The 13062-nt window shown below is 27.7% G+C and carries 12 protein-coding genes; 8 read left to right on the top strand and 4 right to left on the bottom strand.

Going from position 1 to position 13062, the window contains the following annotated elements; genetic code table 11:
• Positions 1–2: 2 nt before the first annotated feature.
• Positions 3–380 carry a DUF983 domain-containing protein gene (locus tag BLT70_RS01565; protein ID WP_231962782.1) on the bottom strand — a complete coding sequence of 126 codons (378 nt, stop codon included), beginning with the start codon at positions 378–380 and terminating at the stop codon, positions 3–5.
• Positions 381–451: 71 nt separating this feature from the next.
• Between BLT70_RS01565 and BLT70_RS01570 the strand changes: the two genes are divergently transcribed.
• The 3 genes from BLT70_RS01570 to BLT70_RS01580 all read left to right on the top strand — a co-directional run bounded on the left by BLT70_RS01570 (position 452) and on the right by BLT70_RS01580 (position 4276).
• Positions 452–2368 carry an ABC-F family ATP-binding cassette domain-containing protein gene (locus tag BLT70_RS01570; protein ID WP_091890624.1) on the top strand — a complete coding sequence of 639 codons (1917 nt, stop codon included), beginning with the start codon at positions 452–454 and terminating at the stop codon, positions 2366–2368.
• 139 nt (positions 2369–2507) lie between these two features.
• Positions 2508–3446, top strand: a complete 939-nt coding sequence (locus BLT70_RS01575; protein ID WP_091890628.1) for a 1-aminocyclopropane-1-carboxylate deaminase/D-cysteine desulfhydrase — start codon at positions 2508–2510, stop codon at positions 3444–3446.
• Positions 3446–4276 carry a glucosaminidase domain-containing protein gene (locus tag BLT70_RS01580; RefSeq protein ID WP_091890631.1) on the top strand — a complete coding sequence of 277 codons (831 nt, stop codon included), beginning with the start codon at positions 3446–3448 and terminating at the stop codon, positions 4274–4276. The genes BLT70_RS01575 and BLT70_RS01580 overlap by 1 nt, the downstream gene beginning before the upstream one ends.
• Positions 4277–4328: 52 nt before the next feature.
• Here the strand turns inward: BLT70_RS01580 and BLT70_RS01585 are convergent, their stop codons facing one another.
• Complete coding sequence (locus BLT70_RS01585; protein ID WP_091890634.1) at positions 4329–5459, bottom strand: vWA domain-containing protein; 1131 nt, start codon at positions 5457–5459, stop codon at positions 4329–4331.
• 244 nt (positions 5460–5703) lie between these two features.
• Between BLT70_RS01585 and BLT70_RS01590 the strand changes: the two genes are divergently transcribed.
• The 4 genes from BLT70_RS01590 to BLT70_RS01605 all read left to right on the top strand — a co-directional run bounded on the left by BLT70_RS01590 (position 5704) and on the right by BLT70_RS01605 (position 10083).
• Positions 5704–6426 (top strand): carboxypeptidase-like regulatory domain-containing protein, encoded by a 723-nt coding sequence (locus BLT70_RS01590; RefSeq protein WP_172824370.1) that lies wholly within the window; start codon positions 5704–5706, stop codon positions 6424–6426.
• Entirely contained in the window at positions 6419–8611 is a 2193-nt protein-coding gene (locus BLT70_RS01595) for a histidine kinase (RefSeq protein WP_091897313.1), read from the top strand. Before BLT70_RS01590 ends, BLT70_RS01595 begins: the two co-directional genes overlap by 8 nt.
• 195 nt (positions 8612–8806) lie before the next feature.
• A complete protein-coding gene (locus BLT70_RS01600) occupies positions 8807–9538 on the top strand; it encodes a LytTR family DNA-binding domain-containing protein (protein WP_091890640.1) in 732 nt (243 codons plus the stop codon).
• Between the two features lie 29 nt (positions 9539–9567).
• On the top strand, positions 9568–10083 hold the full coding sequence (locus BLT70_RS01605; RefSeq protein ID WP_091890643.1) for a gamma carbonic anhydrase family protein: 516 nt from the start codon (positions 9568–9570) through the stop codon (positions 10081–10083).
• Between the two features lie 193 nt (positions 10084–10276).
• Here BLT70_RS01605 and BLT70_RS01610 read toward each other — a convergent pair whose 3' ends face one another.
• Positions 10277–10741 carry a hypothetical protein gene (locus BLT70_RS01610; protein WP_091890646.1) on the bottom strand — a complete coding sequence of 155 codons (465 nt, stop codon included), beginning with the start codon at positions 10739–10741 and terminating at the stop codon, positions 10277–10279.
• A 175-nt stretch (positions 10742–10916) separates the two neighbouring features.
• The gene (locus BLT70_RS01615) at positions 10917–11321 is read right to left on the bottom strand and encodes a Spy/CpxP family protein refolding chaperone (RefSeq protein ID WP_091890649.1); all 405 of its coding nucleotides are present in this window, start codon (positions 11319–11321) and stop codon (positions 10917–10919) included.
• 90 nt (positions 11322–11411) lie between these two features.
• On the opposite strand from BLT70_RS01615, the gene BLT70_RS01620 reads away from it, so the two are divergent.
• On the top strand, positions 11412–13046 hold the full coding sequence (locus BLT70_RS01620) for a mechanosensitive ion channel family protein (RefSeq protein WP_091890652.1): 1635 nt from the start codon (positions 11412–11414) through the stop codon (positions 13044–13046).
• Positions 13047–13062: the final 16 nt, after the last annotated feature.

Below are 13062 nucleotides of genomic sequence, written 5' to 3' on the forward strand. Positions count from 1 at the left end.
ATCTATTTTTTTTCTTCATAACTAACAAACATATTTATCCAAATAATTCTAGATAAACGTAAATTTATTGGAGCTAAAATAACTAAAGCAATAAATACGCTTAAAAAAGATTGTAATAAGTTTAAATCAAAACCAAGTTTGGTTATTAAAAAAACAACAATAGAAATTGCAACAGTAATTCCGTAATTTATATACATTGCTCCATAAAAAAATGAAGGCTCAAGCATATATTTTAAATTACAATTAGGGCAATGATCATGAATTTTAGTAACTTTAGAAGGGTTAAAAGTAAATTTATACTTAAAAAAATCACCTTCTTGGCACTTTGGGCACTTGCCTTTTGAAATGCTATATAATTTTGTTCCTTTTTTAAACATCATAAAATTTAAAATTGATACTTTTGCAAAGATAAATTTTTATCAATCTAACTTTGTAACTTTTATTACATTTAATGTTAAACGTACACAATTTAACAGTTTCCTTTATGGGAACTGAATTATTTTCAGGAATCACTTTTAAATTAAATAAAGGAGATAGAATTGGCTTAATTGGTAAAAATGGAGCCGGTAAATCTACACTTTTAAAAGTACTTTCTAAAGACATTGAAAGTAGCGGAACAATGGCTTTTGATAAAGACGTAAAAATAGGTTTTTTAAGACAAGATATAGATTTTGTTGAAGGAAGAACTATTTTAGAAGAAGCGTATCAAGCCTTTGTAGAAATTAAAGAAATTGAAGCTTTACTTGATGATATTAACGAGCAATTAGTTACAAGAACCGATTATGAAAGTGAAGGTTATACCCAGTTAATTCATGATTTAACAGACAATACTGAGCGTTATGAATTGCTTGGGGGTTATAATTATCAAGGAGATACAGAAAAAATTTTACAAGGATTAGGTTTTCAAAGAGAAGATTTTGACAAACTAACAGATACTTTTTCTGGTGGATGGAGAATGCGTATAGAATTGGCAAAATTATTATTACAAAATAATGATATTTTATTATTAGATGAGCCTACGAATCACCTAGATATCGAGTCTATTATTTGGTTAGAGAACTTTTTAAAATCATATTCTGGTGCTATTGTATTGGTTTCTCATGATAAAATGTTTTTAGATAATGTAACCAATAGAACTATTGAAATTTCTTTAGGTCAGATTTACGATTATAAAAAACCATATTCTCAGTTCTTATTATTAAGAGGAGAAATTAAAGAAAAACAATTACAGGCTCAGAAAAATCAAGAGAAAGAAATTAAACAAAAGCAGCATTTAATTAATAAATTTAAAGCAAAAGCGAGTAAAGCATCGATGGCACAATCTTTAATGAAACAACTAGATAAAGTTGAGTTGATTGAAGTGGATCAAGATGATAATAAAGCAATGAATGTTCGTTTTGCAATTTCTAAAGAACCAGGAAAAATTATTGTTGAAGCAGAGAATTTATCTAAAAGTTATGGAGATAAACACGTTTTAGAAGATGTAGATTTACTTATAGAAAGAAATAGTAAAATTGCTTTTGTTGGTCAAAACGGTCAAGGAAAATCTACTTTGGCTAAAATGATGGTTGGCGAAATTCCGTTTAAAGGAAATTTAAAACTAGGTCATAATGTAGAATTGGGATATTTTGCTCAAAATCAATCTGAAGAATTACCACCAGAAAAAACCGTCTTAGAAATTATGGAAGACGCTGCAACAGATGGTAATAGAATGCGTGTTAGAGATATGCTTGGTTCGTTTTTGTTTGGAGGAGATGCAGTAGATAAAAAAGCAAAAGTACTTTCTGGAGGAGAAAGAAACAGATTAGCTTTGTGTAAATTATTGTTGCAACCATTTAACGTTTTAATAATGGATGAGCCAACAAATCACTTAGATATTGCTTCTAAAAATGTATTAAAAGAAGCTTTAAAACAATTTAACGGAACGTTAATAATTGTGTCTCACGATAGAGATTTTTTACAAGGATTAACATCTACTGTTTATGGTTTTAAAGATAAAATTATAAAAGAATATTTAGGTGATATTGATTATTTCTTAGATCAGCATAAAATTGAAAATCTACGTGAAGCTGAAAAAAGAACTGTTGTAAAAGCAGAAAAATCGAGTGCTAAAATAGAGGTTGAACAACTTTCTAAAGAACAAGAAAAAGACCTAAAAAAATTAAACAACAGACTTTCTAAAACTGAAACAGAAATTGCCGATTTAGAAGCCGAAATTGCTAAAATTGATCTAGAATTAGCTAAAAACTATGATGAAGTTTCTTCTAGGCCTAACTTCTTTCAAAAATACAAAGCAAAAAAAGCAAAAGTAGACAGTTTAATGGAAGAATGGGAGAAATTGGAAGCAGAAATCTCTAATTTTTCTTAATTTTTATTCATTTCTGGTAAAACGGAAATTCATTAGTAAAGTTATTAAATAAATATATAAATCCCCTTTTTTTATTAAAAAGGGACTCACATTTTCAATAAGTCAATTCCGGGTTCCTATTTTCTAGGAATTATAAATTATGAACTTTAATTCACAAATACAAACCAAAAACCAACAGGTTTTTCTTCCAATTTTAGAAGAAAAAAAAGTAGAACTTTTTATTAAAAGAGAAGATTTAATTCATCCTTATATATCAGGTAATAAATTTAGGAAATTAAAATATAACTTAGAAGAAGCAATAAAACTAAAAAAGAAATCGTTACTAACTTTTGGTGGCGCATTTTCTAACCACATTGTAGCAACAGCAGTTGCTGGTGAAAAAGCAGGACTTAAAACTTTTGCAGTAATTAGAGGAGAAGAGTTAGGTTTAAATATAGCTAAAACATTAGAAGAAAATGCTACTTTAAGAAGAGCACATGAAAGCGGAATGAAATTTCATTTTGTTTCTAGAGAAATATATAGACAAAAATCATCGTTTGGTTTTATCGAAAAGATGAAAAATAAATGGGGAGATTTTTATTTAATTCCAGAAGGTGGAACTAATATTTTTGGAGTTCAAGGTTGTGAGGAAATCTTAACATCTGAAGACAAAAAGTTTAATATAATTTGTTGTGCAGTTGGAACAGGTGGTACGATTTCTGGATTGATTAATGGATCAAGAAGAAATCAAAAATTGATAGGTTTCCCTGCTTTAAAAGGTAATTTTTTATCCGAAGAAATTAAAAAATATTCTACCAATAACAAAAAGTGGCGTTTACAAAAAGAGTATACTTTTGGAGGTTATGCAAAATATGATGATGAATTAATAAGTTTTATTAATAGTTTTAAAAAAGAAACTGATATTTTGTTAGATCCTGTGTATACAGGTAAAATGATTTTTGGTATTTTAGATTTAGTTAAAAAAGATTTTTTTGAAGAAAACACTAAAATATTAGCAATTCATACTGGTGGAATTCAAGGAATAGACGGCGTAAATCAGAAATTAAAAGAAAAAAATAAAGAAATTATACTACTATAATGAAAGTTAAAATTTTACTTTGTTGCTTATTTATTTTGATGCTTTCTAATTGTGGATCAAGTAAAAAAACAGTTAAAAGTAAAACCAAAACAACTCATAAAGAGATAGAAAGCAAAGTCGAAAATTTGCCTGATGTACATGGAGATGAACATATAGATAAGTTAGAAGAAGGCTCAAAAAGATTAAACGAAAACTCTTTAGAATATATTAAAAAATATGCAGCAATTGCAGTTAGAGAAATGCATTTGCACAGCATACCTGCAAGTATAACTTTAGCGCAAGGCGTTTTAGAATCTGGTTCTGGGAGAAGTGAACTTGCATCTAAATCTAACAATCATTTTGGTATAAAATGTCACACGGATTGGCAAGGAAAAAGAGTTTATCATGATGATGATGAAAAAGGAGAATGTTTTAGAAAATACAAATATGTGTCTTCTTCTTTTAAAGATCATTCACTTTTTTTAACTCAGAGAAAAAGATATGCTTTTCTGTTTACTTACAGAGTTACTGATTATAAAAAATGGGCAAAGGGATTAAGAAAAGCAGGTTATGCAACCGATCCTCGTTACCCAGCAAAACTTATACGTATTATTGAAGATTATAAATTGCATGATTTTGATCGAATAAAACAAGACGGTTTTAAGTACGAAAGTAATATTGAAGAAGGCGAGGAAGATAATAACGAAGAAGTCCATTTTTACACCGTAAAAAAAGGTGATACTTTATATTCTATTGCCAGAAAATTTAAAGTTTCTGTTGCTAGATTAAAGCAAATAAATAATCTAAGAGATAATATTATAAATATTAATCAGGTTTTAAAAACAGAGTAAAACCTCAAAATGTTTTATGAGGTTTTTTAGTTTTAATAATTTACTAAGAAATTTACCAAGAGTAATTTTTTAGTTTTGCTTGTTTCTTTATTGCTTTAATTAGTACATTATTAAGATTGTTTTTCTTGCTTGATTCTTGTTGTTTTTTGGCAACATAATTTCTTCTTTTTGTATCTAATTCTTTAATCTTCTGCTGAATTTCTTCGCGTTCTTCTCCTTTTAATTTTACATAAGCTCTAATTTCTGCTTCAGATTTATTTTGTAGTTCTTTTGGTAATTTCTTTTTTTCAATTTTTTTATAATCGATTTTTTGTTTTTTATCAGCATCTACCAAATCCCAACTAGAATTATCATACAATCTAGAACTTTTACTAACAGTTCGTTTTACAATTACAACTTCATCTAAAGTTGCTGCATTCACATCTTGTTCTTTTTGAGAAGAAAATTTTGAATATCCGTTATTGCCATAATAAATATAAGTGTTGTTTAATTTCTTATTTAAAATGATAATTTTATCATCAAAAGGAGTAACAATATGCACCATTTTTTCATCCTGATTTATTGTTAAATAATCGCCACCACCTAAATCTGCGCCATCTTTCCACATGCCAGAAATTCCGTTAGAATAATTTCCACAAAAAATGGTATTTATAACCACATCTTTTTCTTTAGCGTTTACAATTGCATCTTTATAATTAACTTTTCCTTGTGTAAAAGGTTCGTTTCCGGCAATAAAAAGTAAACGTAAATCATTCTTGTTTTTACCCCACGAAAGTTCGTTTAGCGAAGTTTGTATTACTTGTCCGCAAAACTCATTTCCACCATTTGTAGTTAATGAAAATAATTTTTCTGATATTTCATCTAAATCATTGCTAAACTGTAAAACTTGTCTAATATATCCTTCTCTTGATGATAAATTAGAATTTCCATATTCATACAAAGCAATTTCTAAATTAGGCTTTTTTTGCCCATATTTTGCATAAGAAAGTTCGTTTATAATTTCCCAAAGTTGTGCTTTTGCTTGGTTGATTAAACCATCCATACTATTACTTGTGTCTAATAAAAGCGCCACTTTTATAGTTTGATTTTTTACTGGTTCTTTTGTTGATTGATGTTCTGCAAAACCTAAACTAGTTGCAAAAACAAATAAAATGGTGGTTACTTTTAATACAAATGATTTCATAATGTTTTGTTTTAAGATTTTATAAATAGATTAAAAGTTTGGTGGTTGTTATGGTTCAATATTAATGCTAACTTTATTGATAAAAAAACAAGAATGAGTGAAATAGCTTTTTGAATGAGTGAATGAGAATATAAATTTAGTAAACCCTGTTTTTTAATGATTTATGTAGGCTCTTATTGGTTTTTTGCGTTTTTCTGATTGGTTTTTTGTGTTTATGTTTACACTGAATTTAAATGAGTTTATGATGAAATATAAAATTACAATACCAAAACCATGTCATGAAAATTGGAATAATATGTCTCAAACTCAGAAAGGGAAATTTTGTAAAAGTTGTAGAAAAGAAGTGGTTGATTTTACAAAATCATCAGCCTTAAAGATTTCTAAAAAAGTATTAAAAGAAGAAAATTTATGTGGTCGTTTTAAAGATGCTCAATTAAATAAAGAAATAGAAACCAATAAGAAAAGTAACTTAAAAAAAATTGCTGCAAGTTTGGTTTTAGTTGCTACAATTGCAGTTTCTGAATCTGTATTTTCTCAATCAAAAAAAGATGCAGTTGAAGTTGTCAATTATCAGAAAGGAAAAGTACTTATTGAAAATGATTCTATAGAGAAATTTATCAGCATAAAAGGAAAAATAAAAGATAAATTAGGAGATTTACCAGGAGTAAGTATTGTTTTAAAAGGAACAGAGATTGTTTCGCAAACAGATTTTGATGGAAATTTTTTAATTAAAATACCTAATAAAAAGAGAAAGTCTCATATATTAGTTATCTCTTATTTAGGATATAAAACACAAGAAATTGATGTTTTATCAATAAAAAAACCGTTGATAATACAAATGGAAGAAGATGATGCAATTTTAGGAGAAATTGTTATTACCACAGGAATGATTGCAATTGAGAAAAAACCTAATATTTTTAAAAGAATTGGTGCTTTTTTTAGAAAAAAAGATAAAAATAATGACTAAAAAAATATACATAATATTTATACTTTTATTCGGGGTTTTAACCAATGTTTTTTCTCAAGTAAACATAATAAATCAAAAAGGAACTGATTTTTTTGTGAGAATTACAATTGTTGATAAACACAATATTAAGATTGTAAAAAATATTGATATTGAAGTAAATGGTATGTATTATTCACTTCCGGATGTTAATGGTAGATTTATTGTAAAAGCAAAAGTTGGAGATGAAATTAGAGTTTCTCATCCAGATTTTGAAACGGTGTATTACACGTTAACTTCTAGTGAAGACATTAAAATTATTGTTGAGAACTATGAGAATAAACGAAGTATTTCTTCTAAATTAAAAACGGTTTCTAAAGAAACAGATTTTTATTTAGGGCATTTAGATTCTGCAAAATTTTATAAAAAGAAAGATATAGAAAAAAGTCTTTCTTTTATAGAAAAAGCGTTAAAAAATAAAGAAAATACAAAAAGAAATGCTGCAACATATAAGTTGTTGGCAGATGTTTATTTGTATTGGAAACAGTTTGATTTAGCAGTATATAATTACAAATTATCATATCAAATTAATAAAGAAATAAATACTAAAATCGCGTTAGCAAACGCACAATTTTTATTGAATAATTTTGATGAAAGCAAACAAACTTATCAAGAATTATCAAAAGAAAAATTAAGTATTTATGAGCGGATTCAGATTTTTGAAGGTTTAGGAGATGTGTTTTTTAAGACCAAAATATTTGAAACTTCAATTATCAATTATCAAAAAGCCTTACAAGTTGCAAAAGATAATTTGATAACTCCTAAAATTACAGATTTAAACTCTAAAATAGCAGATGTTTTTGCTGCGCAAGGAAAAATAAATAAAGCAGAAACATTGTTTAAAAACTCTTTAAATCTTGCTGAAAAAGAAAATCCGAAACGTGCTTTAGAAGAAGAAGAAAAAGTGGCAGATTTTTACAATTCTAATAGACGTTTTGATGATGAAATTCAATTGCGTAAAAAGAGTTTAATTAAGGCAGAAGAAAATGAAGCATCAAAAAGAAAATCAATAGAAAAAGATTCTATTACATCACAAAAAATAAATTATAAAATTGGGAATGCATATCTTTTAAAAGAAGATTATAAAGAAGCAATTCCGTTTTTACAAAAAAGTATTAAAGGCGCAAATGATAAAGAAGATATTGTTGTTCAAAAAGAGGCAACAAGAAAATTATCAGAAGCTTATGTAACCGTTGGCGATTATAATAATGCTTTAAAAAGTTACCAAGAATATGTAGAGTTAGTAGATGAATTATATATAAAAAAAGAGCAAGAAATTCAGCAAGTAAAACGTTTTTCAAAAAAAATTGCAGACAATCAAAACAGAATAGCTAGTTTAGAAAAAGACCAAGAGTTAGCTCAAAGTAAAATTAGTTTGGCGTATGTAGATCAAAAATTATCAGAAGAAAGTAATCAAAGACAACGTATTATAATTTATGCTCTTTTTGGCGGAATTCTACTTTTAAGTTTGTTGGCGTATTTTATGTTTAGAAATAATAAACAACAAAAATTAGCTAATAATTTGTTGGCATTAAAATCGATGCGTTCTCAAATGAATCCGCATTTTATTTTTAATGCTTTAAATTCTGTAAATAGTTTTATTGCAGTAAATGATGAGCGTAATGCAAATAGATATTTGTCTGAATTTTCTGTATTAATGCGTGCTGTTTTAGAAAATTCTGATGAAGATTTTATTCCGTTAACAAAAGAAATTGAGTTGCTAGAATTGTACGTGAAATTAGAACATAACAGGTTTAAAGAAAAGTTTGATTATCAGATAAATATTGATAAAACAATAGATTTAGAACAATTTTCAATTCCGCCAATGTTGTTGCAACCGTATATAGAAAATGCAATTTGGCACGGATTAAGATATAGAACAACCAAAGGAAATTTAGAAATTTCTATCAATAGAAAAGATGATGAAACGATTTTAATTTCGATTATTGACAACGGAATTGGAAGAAAAAAATCGCAAGAATTAAAAACGAAAAATCAGTTAAAACAGAAATCAAAAGGAATGAGTACTATAAAAAACAGAATTACAATTCTAAATAATATGTATAAAGATCGAATTTCTGTAAATGTTGCTGATGTTTTAGAAAACGGAGAAGGAACAAAAGTAGCATTATTATTAAAGAAAAAGTAATTAGTATTCAGTTGCAGTTTTCAGTAACAGTAAATGGCAAATAAATATGAAACTAATTTAATGTTTTAATAAGTTGGTAAACAGGTTTAGCCCTGATTGAACGGTCTGTTTGAGCTCTTTTTTATTCCTTTTTAGGATAAAAAAAGCGAGTAGTGAAAGCAGGAGATAGCTTCAAAAAAATTAAAGTAAAAAACTATGAAACTAAAAGCAATCATTGTAGAAGACGAACAAATAAGTAGAGATATTCTACGAAATTATATTGGTAAATATTGCCCAAATGTTCAGTTGTTAGGCGAAGCAAGTAATATTGATGAAGCTTACAAGTTAATTCAAAAACACGAATTAGATTTGGTTTTTTTAGATGTAGAAATGCCTTTTGGTAATGCATTTGATTTGTTAGAAAAAGTAGAAAACAGAACCTTTGAAACCGTTTTTGTAACTGCGTACGATCATTATGCAATAGAAGCGCTAAATAATCATGCAAGTTATTATTTATTAAAACCAATTTCTATAGATGAGTTAATAAAAGCTGTAAATATTGTAACAGAAATCAAGGAAAAAGAAAACCAATTACAACATCAAATATTAGCACCAAAAGCAAATTCTGCAACCGGTAAAATTACCATTCCACAGCAAGATGGTTTTGAGGTTTTAGACATAAACGACATAGTTTTCTGTAAAGCAGACGATAATTATACAGAAATTCATTTAGCAAATTCTAAGAAATTAGTGAGTAAAACACTAAAGTATTTCGAAGAAGCTTTAACCGAATATACATTTGCAAGAATTCATAAATCGTATTTGGTAAATGTAAATGCCATTACAAAATACAAAAAAGGAAAAGGCGGAAGTGTCATTGTTTCTAACGGAAAAGAAATTTTAGTTTCTGCCTCTCAAAAAGGAAATTTATTGTCATATTTTAAGTAAATTTATGCTTCAATTTTAGAACATAAATTATGGCAGTAATTAAACCTGTACAAGGTAAACATCCACAAATTCCAGAAGATTGTTATGTAGCAGAAAACGCCACTATTGTTGGCGAAGTTTCTCTAGGAAAAGAATGCAGCATTTGGTTTAATGCAGTACTTAGAGGCGATGTACATTTCATAAAAATTGGTAATAAAGTCAATATTCAAGATGGCGCAGTTATCCACGCAACTTATCAAAAATCGCCAACTACAATAGGCAATAACGTTTCTATTGGGCACAATGCAATTGTACATGGTTGCACAATTCAAGACAATGTTTTGGTTGGTATGGGCTCAATTATTATGGATGATTGTGTAGTAGAATCTAACTCAATTATTGCGGCAGGAGCAGTAGTTACCAAAAATACAAGGGTAGAAAGTGGCAGTATTTATGCAGGCGTTCCTGCTAAAAAAGTGAAAGATATTTCGCAAGAATTAATCTCTGGTGAAATTGACAGAATTGCCAATAATTATTTAAAATATTCAAGTTGGTTTAAAGAATAGAACTTGGGCGTTTTAACGGGCTTTCACTACTCGCTTTTTTCTCGTGCTGAAGAAAATCAGCATCTCAAAAAAGAGCTCAAACAAACCGTTCAATCCCTAACGCAAAATTTAGTATAAAATCAAAAACCCAATTTCTTAATTGAAATTGGGTTTTATTTAAAACTAATCAACCAAAACTAGTTATCAAAAAACTTTATTTATTGTTTCTTTTGTTTCCTTTGCCTCTTTTAGCATCTTTATTTTTCATCATTTTTTTTCCTTTTCCTTTTCTCTTTTTTGCCATTTTCTCAAACTTCTCAAATTGTTCTTTATTTAAGATGTCTTTCATTTTATTTTTAAATGCAATTTGATTGTCTAATTGCTTGCTTTTCATTTCATAGATTTCGTCTGCAGAAGGTTTTTTATTTGCATCTCTATTTTCTTTTCTGCTTTGCATTTCTGCTTTTTTTGCTGCTGCTTGTGCGCTAATTATAGGTTTAATTTGGCCTTGTTGTTTATCTGTTAAGTCTAAAGCCAAAGTCATTTTTTTAACTGCTAAATCTGTATACTGTTCAACTGTTAATTTAGGACCTCTTTCGTTTCTTTTTTCTTTTTTCTGTGCTTGAGTAGATACAGTAAAAGCGAATACTAATATTAAAATGCTTGCTATTTTTTTCATGATATAAAATTTTTAATTATTATTTATTTACACCTCTTTGACTTTTAAAAAGTAAAAAGGTTTAATCTTATTTTTATGGTTAACAGTTTTTTAACAACAAATTTAAAAACAAAAAAAAACTCGAATTCAATTAAGAACTCGAGTTTTACTAAATTAATCAACCCAAATTAATTTATTATTCATTATCTTTTTTCTTTCTGTTTTGTCCTCTTCTTCCTTTCAATTCTTCTTTTTGCAAATTATATTTTTCTAATTGTTCAGCATCTAAAATACTTGCCATTTTAGCATCCATAGAAGCTTCTTTAGCCATTCTATCTTCTCTCATTTTTTTACGATCTTCTTGAGTAGGTTTTACTCCAGATTCTCCTTGCATTTTTCTTAAGTCGGTCATTGCTTTTCTATCGGCAATTTGTTCTTCTATTAAAGGTTTAATTTTATTTTGTTGTTCAGTTGTTAAATTTAAATCTGTTGTCATTTTTGATAACATTCTATCAACTGGATTTTTACCTTCTTTTTTTTGAGCTTCCGCAGTTAATGTAAAAGCGAATACTAAAATTAAAATTGTTACTATTTTTTTCATCTTTAATAATTGTTTTTTTAATTGTTAATCTTAGACTGATAAAAATTGAAAAGGTTTAAATTTGCAGTAAAATTTTTTAAAATATTTATAATGAAAAGATTTATTTGGTTATTTGCCTTTATTACGTTCTATGCTAATGCGCAAGATACAGTAGAAGTAAATCTAAGTAGCCCACATGCAACTATATATACGCATTTGTATTTTTTACAAACAGATTCTTATCAACCAGAAAAAGCTGCAGCTACAATTTTAGGTTTATCAGAAGAAAAAGCAATACAAAAAGCTATAAAAATTAAGCAAGTTTTAGATGGTAAAGGGTTAAATGTAGATTTTAATAAAATACCAATTAATGCTAATTATAAAGATTCTATTGGCTTTACTACTTTTCATAAATATATATTGTTTCCGCAAAGAATGCCAAAAATATATGTAGAAAAAGTTGGTAATAACTGGTATTATTCTGCAGAAACTGTGGCAAGTATAGATCAAATTTACAAAGATGTTTTTCCTTGGTATGTAGAAAAATTACAAGAAGTTATTCCAGTTTCTGGTCATATAAAAGCTTTAGGAATAGAACTTTGGCAAGTTTTAGGAATTGTATTGTTATTAATATTAGTAGTTATTATTTTTATTCTGGCCAAAAAAATAGCCTTTTTTATATTACGAAGAATTCAGCATCAGGTTACACATAGAACATCCAATTTAGAATTAGATAAAGTGCTTAAAAAATTAGCACATCCAATTAGTTTATTAATTTCATTGGCATTTATAGATAAAATTTTTCCTTCATTACAATTTTCTTTAGAAATAAATACGTGGGTTTTCTTAGCATTAAATATTGCAGAAACTATTTTTTGGATTTATGTTTTACTAAAATTAGTAAAAGTTGTAATGCGTATTTACGAAGAATTTACAGAAAGAACAGAAAGTAGATTAGACGATCAATTAGTGCCAATTTTAAATAATTTTTTAAAAGGACTTGTGCTTGTTTTTGGATTATTTAAAGTATTAAGATTATTTGGTGTAGATACAACAACATTAGTTGCAGGTGCAACAATTGGTGGTTTAGCATTTGCTTTGGCGTCTCAAGACACGGTTAAAAACCTAATTGGTACCATTATGATTTTTCTTGATAAACCTTTTCATATTGATGATTGGATTGAAACAGGAGAATTTGCTGGTACGGTAGAACAAGTTGGTTTTAGATCTACAATTGTGCGTGGTGCAGATACTTCTATTTACCAAATACCAAATAGTAAATTATCAGAAATTGTTATTAATAATAAAGGTTTGCGTTTGTTTAGACGATACAATACAAATTTAGGTGTACGTTACGATACGCCTCCAGTTTTAATTGAAGCTTTTGTAAAAGGTGTACGAGAAATTGTTATTGCGCATCCAGAAACAAGGTCTGATTCTTATAATGTAGAGTTTACTGGTTTTGGAGATTCTGCCTTATTAATTATGGTAAACGTTTATTTTAAAAGTTTAGCTTGGGGTGTTGAGCAATCTTCTAAACATAGATTGCATATGGCAATTGTTAAATTAGCCAAAGAATTAGGCGTTGAATTTGCTTTTCCATCAACTACTGTTACAATTGAGCAATTTCCAGAAAAAAAATCATTAGATTTAAGATATAATACAGATCAAGAAAAAATTGATGCTACAATATCAAAAATAGTAGCAGATTTTACTGCAGAAAACCCAATGGAAAATCCTAACTAAAACAAATGATACGCTT

The organism is Polaribacter sp. KT25b, from assembly GCF_900105145.1.
Classification (GTDB): domain Bacteria; phylum Bacteroidota; class Bacteroidia; order Flavobacteriales; family Flavobacteriaceae; genus Polaribacter.

What these genes read in the sequence shown, in the direction of transcription:
- BLT70_RS01565 (WP_231962782.1), bottom strand. Translation starts at nt 380, where the DNA reads ATGATGTTTAAAAAAGGAACAAAATTATATAGCATTTCAAAAGGCAAG.
- BLT70_RS01570 (WP_091890624.1), top strand. Translation starts at nt 452, where the DNA reads ATGTTAAACGTACACAATTTAACAGTTTCCTTTATGGGAACTGAATTA.
- BLT70_RS01575 (WP_091890628.1), top strand. Translation starts at nt 2,508, where the DNA reads ATGAACTTTAATTCACAAATACAAACCAAAAACCAACAGGTTTTTCTT.
- BLT70_RS01580 (WP_091890631.1), top strand. Translation starts at nt 3,446, where the DNA reads ATGAAAGTTAAAATTTTACTTTGTTGCTTATTTATTTTGATGCTTTCT.
- BLT70_RS01585 (WP_091890634.1), bottom strand. Translation starts at nt 5,459, where the DNA reads ATGAAATCATTTGTATTAAAAGTAACCACCATTTTATTTGTTTTTGCA.
- BLT70_RS01590 (WP_172824370.1), top strand. Translation starts at nt 5,704, where the DNA reads ATGAAATATAAAATTACAATACCAAAACCATGTCATGAAAATTGGAAT.
- BLT70_RS01595 (WP_091897313.1), top strand. Translation starts at nt 6,419, where the DNA reads ATGACTAAAAAAATATACATAATATTTATACTTTTATTCGGGGTTTTA.
- BLT70_RS01600 (WP_091890640.1), top strand. Translation starts at nt 8,807, where the DNA reads ATGAAACTAAAAGCAATCATTGTAGAAGACGAACAAATAAGTAGAGAT.
- BLT70_RS01605 (WP_091890643.1), top strand. Translation starts at nt 9,568, where the DNA reads ATGGCAGTAATTAAACCTGTACAAGGTAAACATCCACAAATTCCAGAA.
- BLT70_RS01610 (WP_091890646.1), bottom strand. Translation starts at nt 10,741, where the DNA reads ATGAAAAAAATAGCAAGCATTTTAATATTAGTATTCGCTTTTACTGTA.
- BLT70_RS01615 (WP_091890649.1), bottom strand. Translation starts at nt 11,321, where the DNA reads ATGAAAAAAATAGTAACAATTTTAATTTTAGTATTCGCTTTTACATTA.
- BLT70_RS01620 (WP_091890652.1), top strand. Translation starts at nt 11,412, where the DNA reads ATGAAAAGATTTATTTGGTTATTTGCCTTTATTACGTTCTATGCTAAT.